General features: G+C 70.0%; 13 protein-coding genes. All 13 read right to left on the bottom strand.

Annotated features, from left to right (window positions below; all coding sequences use genetic code 11):
* Nucleotides 1-67: 67 nt before the first annotated feature.
* Nucleotides 68-2,305 carry a RelA/SpoT family protein gene (locus tag C3E78_RS10335; protein WP_108580851.1) on the bottom strand — a complete coding sequence of 746 codons (2,238 nt, stop codon included), beginning with the start codon at nucleotides 2,303-2,305 and terminating at the stop codon, nucleotides 68-70.
* A gap of 245 nt (nucleotides 2,306-2,550) precedes the next feature.
* Nucleotides 2,551-3,081 carry an adenine phosphoribosyltransferase gene (locus C3E78_RS10340; RefSeq protein WP_108578209.1) on the bottom strand — a complete coding sequence of 177 codons (531 nt, stop codon included), beginning with the start codon at nucleotides 3,079-3,081 and terminating at the stop codon, nucleotides 2,551-2,553.
* A gap of 209 nt (nucleotides 3,082-3,290) precedes the next feature.
* Entirely contained in the window at nucleotides 3,291-4,403 is a 1,113-nt protein-coding gene (gene secF / locus C3E78_RS10345; protein WP_108578210.1) for a protein translocase subunit SecF, read from the bottom strand.
* Nucleotides 4,400-6,046 (bottom strand): protein translocase subunit SecD, encoded by a 1,647-nt coding sequence (gene secD, locus C3E78_RS10350; protein WP_108578211.1) that lies wholly within the window; start codon nucleotides 6,044-6,046, stop codon nucleotides 4,400-4,402. Before secD ends, secF begins: the two co-directional genes overlap by 4 nt.
* Nucleotides 6,046-6,345 (bottom strand): preprotein translocase subunit YajC, encoded by a 300-nt coding sequence (gene yajC / locus C3E78_RS10355; protein ID WP_159085865.1) that lies wholly within the window; start codon nucleotides 6,343-6,345, stop codon nucleotides 6,046-6,048. Before yajC ends, secD begins: the two co-directional genes overlap by 1 nt.
* A gap of 115 nt (nucleotides 6,346-6,460) precedes the next feature.
* On the bottom strand, nucleotides 6,461-7,510 hold the full coding sequence (gene ruvB, locus C3E78_RS10360; RefSeq protein WP_108580852.1) for a Holliday junction branch migration DNA helicase RuvB: 1,050 nt from the start codon (nucleotides 7,508-7,510) through the stop codon (nucleotides 6,461-6,463).
* 17 nt (nucleotides 7,511-7,527) lie between these two features.
* Nucleotides 7,528-8,118 carry a Holliday junction branch migration protein RuvA gene (gene ruvA, locus C3E78_RS10365; RefSeq protein ID WP_108578213.1) on the bottom strand — a complete coding sequence of 197 codons (591 nt, stop codon included), beginning with the start codon at nucleotides 8,116-8,118 and terminating at the stop codon, nucleotides 7,528-7,530.
* Nucleotides 8,115-8,645 carry a crossover junction endodeoxyribonuclease RuvC gene (gene ruvC / locus C3E78_RS10370; RefSeq protein ID WP_199907024.1) on the bottom strand — a complete coding sequence of 177 codons (531 nt, stop codon included), beginning with the start codon at nucleotides 8,643-8,645 and terminating at the stop codon, nucleotides 8,115-8,117. The genes ruvA and ruvC overlap by 4 nt, the downstream gene beginning before the upstream one ends.
* A gap of 108 nt (nucleotides 8,646-8,753) precedes the next feature.
* Nucleotides 8,754-9,515 carry a YebC/PmpR family DNA-binding transcriptional regulator gene (locus C3E78_RS10375; RefSeq protein ID WP_108578215.1) on the bottom strand — a complete coding sequence of 254 codons (762 nt, stop codon included), beginning with the start codon at nucleotides 9,513-9,515 and terminating at the stop codon, nucleotides 8,754-8,756.
* Between the two features lie 32 nt (nucleotides 9,516-9,547).
* The gene (gene pdxT, locus C3E78_RS10380; RefSeq protein ID WP_108578216.1) at nucleotides 9,548-10,147 is read right to left on the bottom strand and encodes a pyridoxal 5'-phosphate synthase glutaminase subunit PdxT; all 600 of its coding nucleotides are present in this window, start codon (nucleotides 10,145-10,147) and stop codon (nucleotides 9,548-9,550) included.
* Nucleotides 10,148-10,480: 333 nt separating this feature from the next.
* Nucleotides 10,481-11,377 carry a pyridoxal 5'-phosphate synthase lyase subunit PdxS gene (gene pdxS, locus C3E78_RS10385; protein WP_268916147.1) on the bottom strand — a complete coding sequence of 299 codons (897 nt, stop codon included), beginning with the start codon at nucleotides 11,375-11,377 and terminating at the stop codon, nucleotides 10,481-10,483.
* A gap of 95 nt (nucleotides 11,378-11,472) precedes the next feature.
* Nucleotides 11,473-13,137, bottom strand: coding sequence for an FAD-dependent oxidoreductase (locus C3E78_RS10390; protein WP_108578218.1), 1,665 nt, complete (start codon nucleotides 13,135-13,137; stop codon nucleotides 11,473-11,475).
* A 3-nt stretch (nucleotides 13,138-13,140) separates the two neighbouring features.
* Nucleotides 13,141-14,166, bottom strand: coding sequence for an AurF N-oxygenase family protein (locus tag C3E78_RS10395; RefSeq protein WP_108578219.1), 1,026 nt, complete (start codon nucleotides 14,164-14,166; stop codon nucleotides 13,141-13,143).
* Nucleotides 14,167-14,249: the final 83 nt, after the last annotated feature.

A 14,249-nucleotide genomic window follows, 5' to 3' on the forward strand; every position in this document is an offset into this window, starting at 1 on the left:
CGCGAACGCACCTCTCCCCTCGGCGCACGCAAGTCTCCCGTCAGCGCACGGGAGTCTCCCCTCAGCGTTACTGGGTGAGGCGGTAGACGTCGAAGACGCCTTCGACGGTGCGGACGGCACCGAGGACGTGGCCCAGGTGCTTGGGGTCGGCCATCTCGAAGGTGAACTTGGACTTGGCGACGCGGTCGCGACCGGTCGACAGGGACGCCGACAAGATGTTGACGTGCTGATCGGAGATAACCCGGGTGATGTCGCTGAGCAGCCGCGGCCGGTCGAGGCCCTCGACCTGGATCGCGACGAGGAACGTGCTCTTGCCGGTGGGCGCCCACCGCACGGACACGAGCCGCTCGGGCTGGCTCTTCAGCGACAGCAGGTTGGCGCAGTCCGCCCGGTGCACCGAGACGCCCGCACCGCGGGTGACGAACCCCTCGATCTTGTCGCCGGGCACCGGCGTGCAGCACCGGGCCAGCTTGACCATGACGTCGTCGCCCTCGAGACCCTCCACGATGACGCCGGCGTCGCGCGGGTCGGCGCGGCGCCGCGCGCCGATGCTCGGCAGGGTCGTCGCCTCGGCGAGATCCTCCTGCGCGCCCTCACGACCACCGGCGAGGTCGATGACCCGCTCGACGACGCTCTGCGCCCCGACGTTGCCCTCGCCGACGGACGCGTACAGCGTCGAGACGTCCGGCAGGTGCAGCTCGGTCGCGACGGTGGAGAGCGTCTCGTGCTTGAACAGACGGTGGAGCGGCAGGCCCTCCTTGCGCATCTGCTTCGCGATGAGGTCCTTGCCGCGCTCGATGGCCTCCTCGCGGCGCTCCTTGGTGAACCACTGCCGGATCTTGTTGCGGGCGCGCGGGCTGACGACGAACTCCAGCCAGTCACGGCTCGGGCCCGCGTCGGGCGACTTGGACGTGAAGATCTCGACGACGTCGCCGCTCTCCAGCGTGGACTCCAGCGACACGAGCCGGCCGTTGACGCGCGCACCGATGCACGCGTGCCCGACCTCGGTGTGCACCGCGTACGCGAAGTCGACCGGGGTCGCCTTGGCCGGCAGCTGGATCAGGTCACCGCGCGGCGTGTACGCGTAGACGCCCGCGTTGTTGATCTCGAAGCGCAGCGAGTCCAGGAAGTCGACCGAGCTCTCGGTCTCGGACTGCCAGTCGAGCAGCTCGCGCAGCCACAGCATGTCGTTGCTGTCGGGAGCCTTGCCGCTCTTGACCCCGGCGGTCGCATCCTCCTTGTACTTCCAGTGCGCCGCGACGCCGTACTCGGCCCGGCGGTGCATCGCGTACGTGCGGATCTGCAGCTCGACGGGCTTGCCCTGCGGACCGATCACCGTGGTGTGCAGCGACTGGTACATGTTGAACTTGGGGACCGAGATGTAGTCCTTGAACCGGCCCGGGATCGGGTTCCAGCGGGCGTGCAGCACGCCGAGGACGCCGTAGCAGTCCGCCACCGTGTCGACCAGGATGCGCACCCCGACCAGGTCGAAGATGTCGGAGAACTCGCGACCCCCCAGCAGCATCTTCTGGTAGATCGAGTAGTAGTGCTTGGGCCGGCTGGAGACCGTGGCCTTGAGCTTGACGTGCCGCAGGTCGGACTCGACGTCGCTGACGACCCGCTCCAGGAACTGCTCACGCGACGGTGCCCGGTCGGCGACCAGCCGGACGATCTCGTCGTAGACCTTGGGGTGCAGCGTCGCGAACGCGAGGTCCTCGAGCTCCCACTTGATCGTGTTCATGCCGAGGCGATGGGCCAGCGGCGCGAAGATCTCGATCGTCTCGCGGGCGATGCGCTCCTGCTTGTCCTGGCGCAGGTAGCGCAGCGTACGCATGTTGTGCAGCCGGTCGGCGAGCTTGATGACCAGCACGCGGATGTCGCGGCTCATCGCCACGACCATCTTGCGGATGGTCTCGGACTGCGCCGAGTCGCCGTACTTGACCTTGTCGAGCTTGGTCACGCCGTCGACCAGCTGGCGCACCTCGTCACCGAAGTCCGCGGACAGCTGGTCCAGCGTGTACGGCGTGTCCTCGACCGTGTCGTGCAGCAGCGCGGCGCACAGGGTCGGCGTCGTCATGCCGAGCTCGGCGAGGATCGTGGCGACCGCGAGCGGGTGGGTGATGTACGGGTCGCCGCTCTTGCGCTTCTGCCCGTCGTGCATCTGCTCGGCGACGCGGTACGCCTTCTGGATCACCGCGATGTCGCCCTTGGGATGGGTCGCGCGGTAGACCTTGATCAGCGGGTCGAGGACCGTGTCGGGCGAGCCGCTCTTGCTGCCCCCGATGCGCGCGAGGCGGTTGCGCACGCGCGCGGACGCGGGCGCCGAGTCGGCGTTCTTCGACTCGACTGCCGGTGCTTCGGTGCGATCAGCCACGCGCTCTCCTCACTGTGTCTCCAGTCTAGTGGGCCGGCGGTCACCCGCCGGACGGCTCAGACCAGCTCGCCGAGCAGCGTCGCAGCGGCGCCGAGCACGAGGATCGCGACCAGCACGAGTGCGACGATGCGGACCTGGTGGGGGTTCATGGCTCTCGATTCGTTGGTGGTGAACGGTCAGTACGTGCGCAGGGCCGCGCAGCCGATCGGCTCGAGGCGCTGCACGCCGCCGAGCGACGAGATCTCGATCATCACGAGGTTGCCGGCGACGACTCCCCCGGCCTGGGCCACGAGGTCGGCCGCGGCGGCCATCGTGCCGCCGGTGGCGAGGACGTCGTCGACGACGAGCACCCGCGCGCCCCGCACCATCGCGTCGACGTGCATCTCAAGCGTCGCCGAGCCGTACTCCAGGTCGTACGACGTGGACAGGGACGTCGAGGGAAGCTTGCCGGCCTTGCGGATGGGCACGAAGCCCGCACCGATGCGCACCGCGATGGCCGGGCCCAGGATGAACCCGCGCGCCTCGATGCCCAGCACGGTGTCGACCGGGCCGACCTTCTCCGCCAGCTCCACCATGCCGTCCACCACAGCGGACAACGCGTCGGCGTCGCCGAGCAACGGGGTGATGTCACGGAACGTGACACCCGGCTCGGGCCAGTCGGCGATGGGTCGTACGAGACGGTCGATCGTCTCGTCCAGGTCGGTCATGCAGGTCCTCTCGGTGACGGTGGCGCTACGAGGCCGCGAGGTCGATGCCGCAGCTCTTCCGGGCGTGCGCGACGTTCGCGTCCTGGACGGAGACGAGCTCCGGGGCCAGAAAGGTTCAGGGTAGACCTTGCTCGACCCGCCTCGGTCGGCCAGGTCTGCTCCGGTCCCCGTCCGCGAGCCCGCGGACGGGGACCGGCCCGTCGTACGACCTACGAACCGCCCTTGCCGCGCTGCGAGCGCGGCTTGCGGCTCGGCTGCGCCCGCTTGGCCGCGCCCGTGGGTCGCACGGTCCGGCTGGGAGCCGCCACGGCGCCCGCCGCCACCGGTGCGTCGGCGTCGTTGGCCTCCTTGGCCCGGCGAGCCATGACCCGTGCGGCCTGGGCCTTGATGGCCGGCTCACGCTCCTTGAGCTGCGACGCCAGCGGGGTGGCGAGGAAGATCGACGAGTACGCGCCGGCGAGCATGCCGACGAACAGTGCCAGGGCGAGATCCTTGAGCGGACCCGTGCCGAGGATGACGATGCCGGCGAACAGCAGCGCCGCGACCGGCAGCAGGGCGGTGATCGAGGTGTTGATCGAGCGCACCAGCGTCTGGTTGAGCGCGAGGTTGGCCTGCTCGGCGTACGTCTTGGTCGTCGAGGTCAAGATCCCCTTCGTGTTCTCGCGGACCTTGTCGAACACGACCACGGTGTCGTACAGCGAGAAGCCGAGGATCGTCAGCAGACCGGTGACGGTCGCGGGGGTGACCTCGAAGCCCGACAGCGCGTAGACGCCGGCGGTGATCACCAGGTCGTGCACCAGCGCGACGATGCCCGCGACGGACATGCGCCACTCGCGGAAGTACACCCAGATGAACACCACCACGATCCCGAGGAACACCAGGAGGCCGGTGAGGGCCTTCGTGGCGACCTGCTTGCCGTACGTCGGGCCGATGAGGTTCTGGCTGACCTCGGTGGCGCCGGCCTTCTTCAGCGACTCGGTGACCTTCGTGGCCTCGTCCTGGCTCAGGGCCTTGGTCTGGATGCGGATGGTGTCCTTGCCGGACGTCTGCACCGTGGGGTCGCCGGCGTCGGGGACGCCGGAGTCCTCGACGGCCTCGATCATCGCGTCGGAGGACTCCACGTTCGCGACCGCGACCTTGGCGGTGAACTCGACGCCACCCTTGAACTCGACGCCGTAGTTGAAGCCGCGCACGATGAACGCGAGCGCCGCGATAACGACGATGGCAGCGCTGATCGCGTAGAACACCTTGCGCCGACCGATGAAGTCGAAGGAGACGCGTCCTTCGTAGAGGTGCTGTCCGAACGTGCTGATGCGGCTCATCGGCTGACCTTCCCGGCGGTGCTGGGTCGCGTGCGGGCGATCTCGGAGACCTTGCGGCCCGAGATGCCCAGGTGGCTGGCGTCGAGACCCGAGAGCTTGTGCCCCTGGCCGAAGAACTTCGTCCGCGCCAGCAGCGAGACCAGCGGCTTGGTGAAGAAGAACACGACGAAGACGTCGATCAGGGTCGTCAGGCCGAGGGCGAACGCGAACCCGCGGACGACACCGATCGCGAAGATGAACAAGGTGACCGCCGCGATGATCGAGACCGCGTCGGCGGCCAGGATCGTGCCACGGGCACGCACCCAGCCGGCCTCGACGGCCAGGCGCAACGACTTGCCGTCACGCACCTCGTCCCGGATGCGTTCGAAGAACACGATGAACGAGTCGGCAGTGATGCCGATCGCCACGATGAGTCCCGCGATGCCCGGCAGCGTCAGCGTGAAGCCGACGCCCTTGCCCAGCAGCAGGACCATCACGTAGGTCAGCGCCGAGGCCACGAGCAGCGAGCCGATGATGACCAGGCCCAGGCCGCGGTAGTAGAGCAGGCAGTAGACGATCACCAGCAGCAGGCCGACGACACCGGCGATGAGACCCGCGTCGAGCTGGGTGCCGGCCAGCGACGGGCCGATCTCCTCGCTGCCGTTGACGCCGAACGTCAGGGGCAGCGCACCGAACTTGAGCTGGTTGGACAGTGCCTTGGCCGAGTCGGCGTTGAAGCCGCCGGTGATGGACGAGACGCCGTTGTTGATCGGTGCCTGCGACGCGGGCGCGGTGATCGTCTCGCCGTCGAGGACGATCGCGAAGCGGTTCTGCGCCGGGGTCAGGGCGTTGGTGACGGTCTTGAACGCCGCCTTGCCCTCGCCCTTGAGGTCGATGCGGACGCTCCACTCGGCCCGCTGCGAGTCGTACTGCGGCTCGGCGGTCTTGATGTCCGAGCCCGGGATGACGGTGGGGCTGAGGATCTGCACCTCGCCCCGCTTGGTGTCGCAGGTGACGAGCGGCTTGTTGGCGATGTCGTCGACGTCGACGCCGGCGGGGTTGCACACGAACCCGGCGGCCTCCTTCTGGAGCGCGGCGATGCCGGCCTGGTACGTCTTGGGCAGGGTGTTGAGCCCCTGTGTCTCGGCGGTGATCATCTGGTCGAGCGAGAGCTTCGTCCAGTCGATGTCGTCGATGATCTTCTGCTGCGCGGCCGCGTCCTTGGCGTCCAGCGGCTTGGCGGCGCTGGGCAGGTCACCGGTCCACAGCAGGCGGAACCGCAGCTGCGCGGTCTTGCCCACCTCGTCGACGATGCCGGCCTTGCGCTCACCGGGGATCTCGATGATCACCTGGTCGTTGCCCTGCGTGGTCACCTCGGCCTCGGTCACGCCCGTGGCGTTGACGCGCTGGTCGATGATGTTGCGGGCCTGGTCGAGCTTGTCCTTCGTGACGTCGCCCTCGGTGGCCTTGGCCTGCAGCGTGATGCGCGTGCCGCCCTCGAGGTCGAGTCCGAGGCGCGGCTGCCAGGCGCTGTCCTCACCCTTGTCGGTGCCGAGGTTGATCAGCGCGACCAGGGCGTACAGCGCCAGGAGCACCACGAGGAAGATCGTCAGCGTCCTCTTGGGACGGGGCAGGGACGAGCTGCGCTGCGGCGACGCGGCCATCAGTCCTCCGTGCCTGTCTCGGGTTCGGGCTCGACCGTGTCCTCGATGATGCGCGAGACCGCGTGGCGGTTGACGGTGATCGCGGTGCCGGGGGCGATGAGCAGCTCCACGGTCTCGTCACCGATCGTGACGGTCTCGCCGTAGATGCCGCTGGCCAGCATGACGCGCTGACCGGGAGCCAGTCGGGTCTGCAGACCTTGGAAGTCGCGCCGTTGGGCACGTGCCGGCCGAAGGACCAGGAACCAGAAGGCCAGGACCAAGATGGCGATGGGCAGCAGGGTGGACGCCCAGTTTTCCACGATGGATCTCCCGTACGGAGTGAGGGTGACCCGACGTCGTCGGGCATGGCCGGAGGGCCGCCGGATAGTTTAGCCCGGCAACCGTCGCGGATCCGCGCGCCTCACGATGTGGCGTCTACGGCGAGTCGTCGGGCAGTGGCAGCTGGTCGAGCCCGGCGGGCACCGTGAGCCCCAGGTGGCGCCACGCCGCGGCCGTCGCGACGCGGCCGCGAGGCGTCCGGGCGAGGAACCCCAGGCGGACGAGGAACGGCTCGGCGAGCTCCTCGACGGTCTCGCGCTCCTCGCCGACCGCGACCGCGAGGGTCGAGACGCCGACCGGTCCGCCGCCGAAGCTGCGGCACAGCGCGTCGAGCACCGCGCGGTCGAGGCGGTCCAGGCCGAGCTCGTCGACCTCGTAGAGCGAGAGCGCGTCGCGGGCCACGTCGTGGTCGACCACTCCCCCGGCCCGGACCTCGGCGAAGTCGCGGACGCGGCGCAGCAGCCGGTTCGCGATGCGGGGGGTGCCGCGCGAGCGCGACGCGATCTCCCGCCCGCCCTCGTCGGTCACGTCGAGGCCGAGCAGCCCGGCGGACCGCACCACGATGCGGTGCAGCTCCTCGGGGTCGTAGTAGTCGAGCTGCGCGGTGAAGCCGAACCGATCGCGCAGGGGGCTGGGCAGCAGGCCCGCGCGGGTCGTCGCACCGACCACCGTGAAGGGCGGGATCTCCAGCGGGATCGCGGTGGCGCCGGGGCCCTTGCCGACGATGACGTCGACCCGGAAGTCCTCCATCGCCATGTAGAGCAGCTCCTCGGCGGGCCGGGACATCCGGTGGATCTCGTCGATGAACAGGACGTCGCCCTCGTTGATGCCCGACAAGATCGCGGCCAGGTCGCCGGCGTGCTGGATCGCCGGACCGCTGGTGATGCGCAGCGGCGCGGAGAGCTGGGTCGCGATGATCATCGCGATCGTCGTCTTGCCCAGCCCGGGCGGACCGGACAGCAGGACGTGGTCGGGCGTGCGCCCGCGACCCATCGCCGCCTCGAGCATGAGCGAGAGCTGCTCGCGCACGCGCTCCTGGCCGACGAGCTCGTCCAGCGTCCGGGGGCGCAGCGCGGCCTCGAACGCGCGGTCCTCGGGGCGCGCCTCGGCCACGATCGCCTCGAATGCGTCGTCGTCGCCGTACATGTCGGTGTCGTCGTGCATCAGCGGGACTTCGCGAGCGTGCGGAGGGCGTCGCGCAGCACGGACGACACGTCGGGCTCGGTCCCGGCCGGCAGGTCCGCCGACACCCGCTCGAGGGCCGCGTCGGCGTCGCGGGTGGACCAGCCGAGGCCGAGCAGCGCCTCGTGCACCTGGGAGCGCCACGCGGGCGCGCCGGCGGCGACCGTGGTGGTGACCCCGACCCGGTCCTTGAGCTCCACGACGATGCGCTCGGCGCCCTTGCGGCCGATGCCGGGGACCGAGGTGAGGGTCGCGAGGTCGCCCTGGCCGATGGCCTGACGCAGCCGGTCGGGGTCGAGCACCGCGAGCATGGCCTGCGCGACCTTGGGACCGACACCGCTGGCGGTCTGCACCAGCTCGAACATGTCGCGCTCGTCGGCGTTCGAGAAGCCGAAGATGGTCAGCGAGTCCTCCCGCACCACCATCGAGGTCGACAGCTGCACCTCGGTGCCGATGCGCAGGCTCGCGATCGTGCCGGGCGTGCACATGACCTGCATGCCGACTCCCCCGACGTCGATGACGGCGGAGGTGAGCGTGACGGCGGCGACCGGGCCGCGGACGTGGGCGATCATCGGGGACTCCTCGTGGGGGTGGCGCGGGCGGCGGCAGCGACGGCGAGCTCGAGCCGGTTCTGGGCGCCACCGCGCCAGATGTGGCAGATCGCGATGGCCAGCGCGTCAGCGGCGTCGGCGGGCTTGGGCGCCTCGGTCAGCCGCAACAGCCGGGTCACCATCTGGGTCACCTGCGCCTTGTCTGCGCGGCCGCTGCCGGTGACCGACGCCTTGACCTCGCTCGGCGTGTGCAGGTGGACGGGGATGCCGTGGCGGGCCGCGACCAGCATCGCGACGCCGCTGGCCTGGGCGGTGCCCATGACCGTGCGGACGTTGTTCTGGCTGAAGACCCGCTCCACCGCGACGACGTCGGGACGGTGCTCGAGCACGCCCGCCTCCACCATCTGCTCGAGGCGGTGCAGGCGACGGGCGATGTCGAGGTCGGCGGGCGTGCGGTAGACACCGACGTGCACCATCGTCAGCGGACGGCCCACCGTGCCGTCGACGACGCCGACCCCGCAGCGGGTGAGGCCCGGATCGATGCCCAGGACCCTCATGAGAAGACCCCGGCCGCAGCAGTAGAACGCATGTTCGACAGCCTAGACGGCTCCCCCGTCATGCCGATGGCGACGCGCCGCGAGCGGGCCGCACGGGCGTCACTCGACCTGGGCCATGACCTCGTCGGAGGCGTCGAAGTTCGCGAAGACGTTCTGGACGTCGTCGCAGTCCTCCAGCGCGTCGATGAGCTTCATGATCTTGGTCGCTGCATCCACGTCGACGTCGACGGTCATGGACGGCACGAACGAGGCGTCGGCCGAGTCGTAGTCGAGACCGGCGTCCTGCAGCGCGGTGCGCACGGCCACCAAATCGGTAGGCTCGCAGATGACCTCGAACGAGCCGTCGAGGTCGTTGACCTCCTCGGCGCCGGCGTCGAGCACCGCGAGCAGCACGTCGTCCTCGTTCGTCGGGCCGCCCTCCTGCTCCTGCGGGACGATGATGACGCCCTTGCGGTTGAACATGTACGACACCGAGCCCGGATCGGCCATGGTGCCGCCGTTGCGGGTCATCGCGGTGCGCACCTCCATCGCTGCCCGGTTGCGGTTGTCGGTGAGGCACTCGACCAGCAGCGCGACGCCGCCCGGGGCGTACCCCTCGTACATGATCGTCGTGTAGTCGACCGCGTCGTCGCCCACGCCGCCGCCGCGCTTGACCGCGCGGTCGATGTGGTCCTTCGGCACCGAGGACTTGCGCGCCTTCTGGATCGCGTCGTAGAGCGTGGGGTTGCCGTCGGGGTCAGGACCGCCGATGCGCGCCGCGACCTCGATGTTCTTGACCATCTTGGCGAACATCTTGCCGCGCTTGGCGTCGACGATGGCCTTCTTGTGCTTCGTGGTCGCCCACTTGGAATGGCCTGACATGGCGCTGCCCCTTACGTACGGCTGACGGTGGTCTACGACTGCTTGACGAGGTCCACGAAGTAGCGGTGAATGCGATCGTCGCTCCCCACCTCCGGGTGGAACGAGGTCGCCATCAGGCTGCCCTGACGGACCGCGACGATTCTACCGGCTGCCGGGCCTGCCGGGACGGTGGCAAGCGCCTCGACCTCCTCGCCGAGGTCCTCGACCCACGGCGCGCGGATGAAGACCGCGTGCACGGGGTCCTCGAACCCGTCGAACGCGATGTGTCCCTCGAACGAGTCGACCTGCCGACCGAAGGCGTTGCGGCGCACCGTGATGTCGAGGCCGCCGAGGGTCTCCTGGCCCTCGGTGCCGTCCTCGATGCGGTCGGCCAGCATGATCATCCCGGCGCACGTGCCGAAGGTCGGCATGCCAGTTCGGATGCGGTCGACGAGGGGCTCGAACAGCTCGAACGTCCGCGCGAGCTTGTACATCGTGGTGGACTCGCCGCCGGGCAGGACGAGGGCGTCGCACCTGGCGAGCTCCTCGGGACGACGGACGCCGAACGCGTCGACGCCGAGGTCGGTCAGGACGGCGAGGTGCTCGCGGACGTCGCCCTGCAGGGCGAAGACACCGATGGAGGGGGAAGACACCCTGCCAGCCTACTGAGGGCGTCCGCGTGACGACGGCGGCGGCGTGAGAGACGAGTCTCCAGGGGATACGCCACCGCCGCCGCTCCCTCTCGGAAATTCCCTCCCGATCGGGTCCAGCGGAGTGAGTGACCCGTCAAGGACGCCAGGCGTCCGACGAGTCGAGCTCCCTCTTGAGCCGGCACGCGATATGAGGCACTCCCATACCTCTCACGCGCCGACCTGCAAAAGACTACTCCGGGAGCGTGAAATTTGCGCGACACGATCTGGCACCGCAGGAGAATACGCGAACGCCCCGACCGAGGGCCGGGGCGTCCGTGGTGGGCAGAGCGGGACCTACCAGCCGCGCTCGGCCAGGCGGTGCGGCTCGGGGATCTCGTCGACGTTGATGCCGACCATCGCCTCGCCCAGACCGCGCGAGACCTTGGCGATGACGTCCGGGTCGTCGAAGAACGTCGTGGCCTTGACGACCGCGGCGGCCCGCTCGGCCGGGTTGCCGGACTTGAAGATGCCCGAGCCGACGAACACGCCCTCGGCGCCCAGCTGCATCATCATGGCGGCGTCGGCCGGGGTCGCGATGCCGCCGGCGGTGAAGAGCACGACGGGCAGCTTGCCGGCCTCCGCGACCTCCTTGACGAGCTCGAACGGCGCCTGCAGCTCCTTGGCCGCGACGTACAGCTCGTCCTCGTTCAGCGACTGCAGGCGGCGGATCTCGCCGCCGATCTTGCGCATGTGCATCGTGGCGTTGGAGACGTCGCCGGTGCCGGCCTCGCCCTTGGAGCGGATCATCGCCGCGCCCTCGGTGATGCGGCGCAGCGCCTCACCCAGGTTGGTCGCGCCGCACACGAAGGGGACCGTGAAGTTCCACTTGTCGATGTGGTTCGCGTAGTCGGCCGGGGTCAGCACCTCGGACTCGTCGATGTAGTCCACGCCGAGGGACTGCAGGACCTGCGCCTCGACGAAGTGACCGATGCGGGCCTTGGCCATGACCGGGATCGAGACCTGCTCGATGATGCCGTCGATCAGGTCGGGGTCGGACATGCGCGCGACGCCGCCCTGCGACCGGATGTCGGCGGGGACCCGCTCGAGCGCCATCACGGCGACGGCGCCGGCGTCCTCGGCGATCTTGGCCTGCTCGGCGTTGACGACGTCCATGATCACGCCGCCCTTGAGCATCTCCGCCATGCCGCGCTTGACGCGGGAGGTGCCGACCGTGGTTGCTTCGTTGCTCACTGCAGTGTCCTTCGTGATGTCACCCGGGAATGGTGCCTCGAGTCTACTCCGGCTCGGGCCCCGGTCCGATCACGGACGCATGCCTGGACAGGGCGTCACCGCCACAGCGACATGCGGCCTCGTCGGCGCACCGCCCCAGCGGTGCCGGCGACCTCCAGCATCTGCGCCACGTGCCGCATCCTGCGGCGCGGCCGCCCCTCGCGCGCGCCCGCGGCGCGCTCGTGGCGGTCGATCGCCCGCCAACCGTCGATCCCGACGATCGCGGGGACCCGCGAGCGCACGAGCCGGCGCAGCTCGTCCTCCCCACGCTCCGGCGCGGCGAGCAACCCGGCGTTGGCGTCCGCGACGAGCTGGTCGACCGTCTCCTGCGCGCACGACCTGTTGGTCCCGATGAATCCGCTCGGCCCGCGCTTGATCCAGCCCACCGCGTACGTGCCGGGCATGCCCACGACACGACCGGACTCGTTGCTGATGATGCCGCGCGTCTCGTCGAAGGGCAGGCCGGGAACGGGGACGCCCCGGTAGCCGATCGAGCGCAGCACGAGACCGGCGCGGACGGCCTCGACGTCGCGGGTCGGGACGGGGGTCACGACGCCCGCCGTCTCGACCAGCTCGTTGCGGCACACCCGGACGTCCTCGACCCGGCCGTCGCCGCGCAGCTCGACGGGCGAGGCGGCGAAGCGGAACACGATCCGGCGGGCGCCCGGCCGCGACGGCCGGGAGGCCGCGGCCCTCAGCGCCGCGATCTTCTCGCGGGTCATGGGGTCGGGGACGTCCGCCGTCAGGTCGTCGCCCTGCACGACGACGTCGATGTCGTCGCGCGCGACCAGCCCCACGAGCTCGGGCAGGGTGAACGCCGCCTGCGCGGCGCCACGACGGCCGAGAAGGACGATCTCGCGCACGGAGCTGTCCCGCAGCTCGTCCAGGGCATGGTCCGCGATGTCGGTCGAGGCGAGCCGGTCCGGGTCGGTGGCGAGGATCCGCGCGACGTCCAGCGCGACGTTCCCGTTGCCGACGATCACCGCGTGCTCGCCGCTGAGGTCGAAGGTCCGGTCGGCGTGGTCCGGGTGGCCGTTGTACCAGGCCACGAACGCCGTGGCGGTGTCGCTGCCTGCGAGGTCCTCGCCCGGGATCCCGAGAGGTCGGTCCCGGGAGGCACCCGTCGCGTAGACGACCGCGTGGTGGTGGGCCGCGAGCTCCTCGTGCGAGACGTCGGTGCCGATCTCGACGCCGAGCACGTACGAGAAGCCGTCCTGGTCCTCGATCTGGCGGAACAGTCCGTCGATCGAGCGGGTGCTCGCGTGGTCCGGGGCGACGCCCGAGCGCACGAGCCCGTGCGGCGTCGGCAGACGGTCCAGGACGGTGACCTGCACGCCGGGACGCTTGAGCAGCTCGTCGGCCGCGTAGAGGGCCGCGGGCCCGGACCCCACGACGGCGACCCGCAGCTCGTCGGAGGACGTCCGCGCGACCACCTGCGGCACCGGCGCCTGTGGGGGGTGCTCGCGAGGCGCGTCGTGGAACACCGCGTTGATGTCGACGAACGGCAGCTGCGACTCGGCCAGCTTGTCCTGGGGCGCGATCGCGCCCACCGGACAGGCGGTGACGCACGCTCCGCAGTCGACGCACGACACCGGGTCGATGTAGAGCATCTCCGCCAGGGCGAAGTCGGGCTCGTCGGGGGTGGGATGGATCGCGTTGACGGGGCACGCGAAGACGCACGACGCGTCGCCGCAGCACGCCTGGGTCACGACGTGGGTCATGCCTCAGCCCTGACCGGCGAAGGCCACCGGCGGCTCGCTGCGGTAGCGGGAGGGACGGCCGTCGATACGACACAGCTTCCACATCCAGCGTGCGGTCCGGCTCCGGCGGAGCCCCGCCTGGTCGGCGAGCATCCGCACGTCGCCGAACAGGTCCTGCAGGCGCGTGCGCGACTCCGGGGACCGCCAGTAGATGTCCTTCATGACGCTGCGCGGGATGCCGAACTCCCGGCGGAACGACTTCGAGGGCACCATGATGACGTCGCACAGCACGCGCATGATGACCGGGAAGAGCAGGGAGATGACCTGCTTCTCGACCCGCCCGAGCCGCGGCGCGTTGCGGCGGACGTAGTGGTGCGCGAACGAGATGTGCCGGGCCTCCTCCGCGACGTGGATCTCCATGATGCGCGACAGGACGGGCGGCAGGTCCTTGCCGCTGCGCAGGATCGCCTTCTGGGTGTGGTCGATGGGCTCCTCGCCGGCCAGCACCCCGATGAAGAACGCGAACGGGGCCGCGGACGCCGCCCACGGCAGGAGGCCGGCGACCCGACGCATCAGCCACGGCATCCCCTCGACCGGTGCGCCGATGCGGTTGACCGTCTCCTGGAACATCTGCGTGTGGTGGCACTCCTCGGTGGCCTCGTGCGTGAGGTAGCGGTACTCCGGTGAGCTGTTCGGCAGGGTGAAGACGTACTGCATGATCCCGCGGATCAGGATGTTCTCGAACTGCAGACCGACCTTGAGGATGTTGGCCTGACGCCACTGCCCGATCGCGATCCGGCGCTCCAGCGGTTGGGCGAGGTACCACGGGTGCGCGCCCAGCGCGTCCACGTCGGCCGGCAGGACCCATCGCGGGTCGTCCGGGCGCACGGTGAATTCGGGGTCCTCCCACGGCACGTCGACGAAGGCGTCGAAGTGCCGTTCGACCGAGGCCCGGGACAACGCCCCGAGGATCTCGGCGTACGCCTCGGGCGACACGTCGGCCGGGATGTCGGGCAGCTCGTCGGCGGGATGTTCGGTCGTCAGGGACATCGGGGCTCCTCGTGCTCGGCGGTACCGCCAGCATCACCCATACCGTCAGTATGTGTCAACGTTGATGTCACATAGACGATGTA

The sequence above is a fragment of the Aeromicrobium chenweiae genome (assembly GCF_003065605.1).
GTDB classification, from domain to species: domain Bacteria; phylum Actinomycetota; class Actinomycetes; order Propionibacteriales; family Nocardioidaceae; genus Aeromicrobium; species Aeromicrobium chenweiae.

Excerpts from the sequence above, each read along its gene's own strand:
- C3E78_RS10375 (WP_108578215.1), bottom strand. The coding sequence starts at position 9,515 with ATGTCAGGCCATTCCAAGTGGGCGACCACGAAGCACAAGAAGGCCATC.
- C3E78_RS10340 (WP_108578209.1), bottom strand. The coding sequence starts at position 3,081 with ATGACCGACCTGGACGAGACGATCGACCGTCTCGTACGACCCATCGCC.
- C3E78_RS10395 (WP_108578219.1), bottom strand. The coding sequence starts at position 14,166 with ATGTCCCTGACGACCGAACATCCCGCCGACGAGCTGCCCGACATCCCG.
- secF (WP_108578210.1), bottom strand. The coding sequence starts at position 4,403 with ATGAGCCGCATCAGCACGTTCGGACAGCACCTCTACGAAGGACGCGTC.
- ruvA (WP_108578213.1), bottom strand. The coding sequence starts at position 8,118 with ATGATCGCCCACGTCCGCGGCCCGGTCGCCGCCGTCACGCTCACCTCC.
- secD (WP_108578211.1), bottom strand. The coding sequence starts at position 6,046 with ATGGCCGCGTCGCCGCAGCGCAGCTCGTCCCTGCCCCGTCCCAAGAGG.
- C3E78_RS10390 (WP_108578218.1), bottom strand. The coding sequence starts at position 13,137 with ATGACCCACGTCGTGACCCAGGCGTGCTGCGGCGACGCGTCGTGCGTC.
- ruvB (WP_108580852.1), bottom strand. The coding sequence starts at position 7,510 with ATGTACGGCGACGACGACGCATTCGAGGCGATCGTGGCCGAGGCGCGC.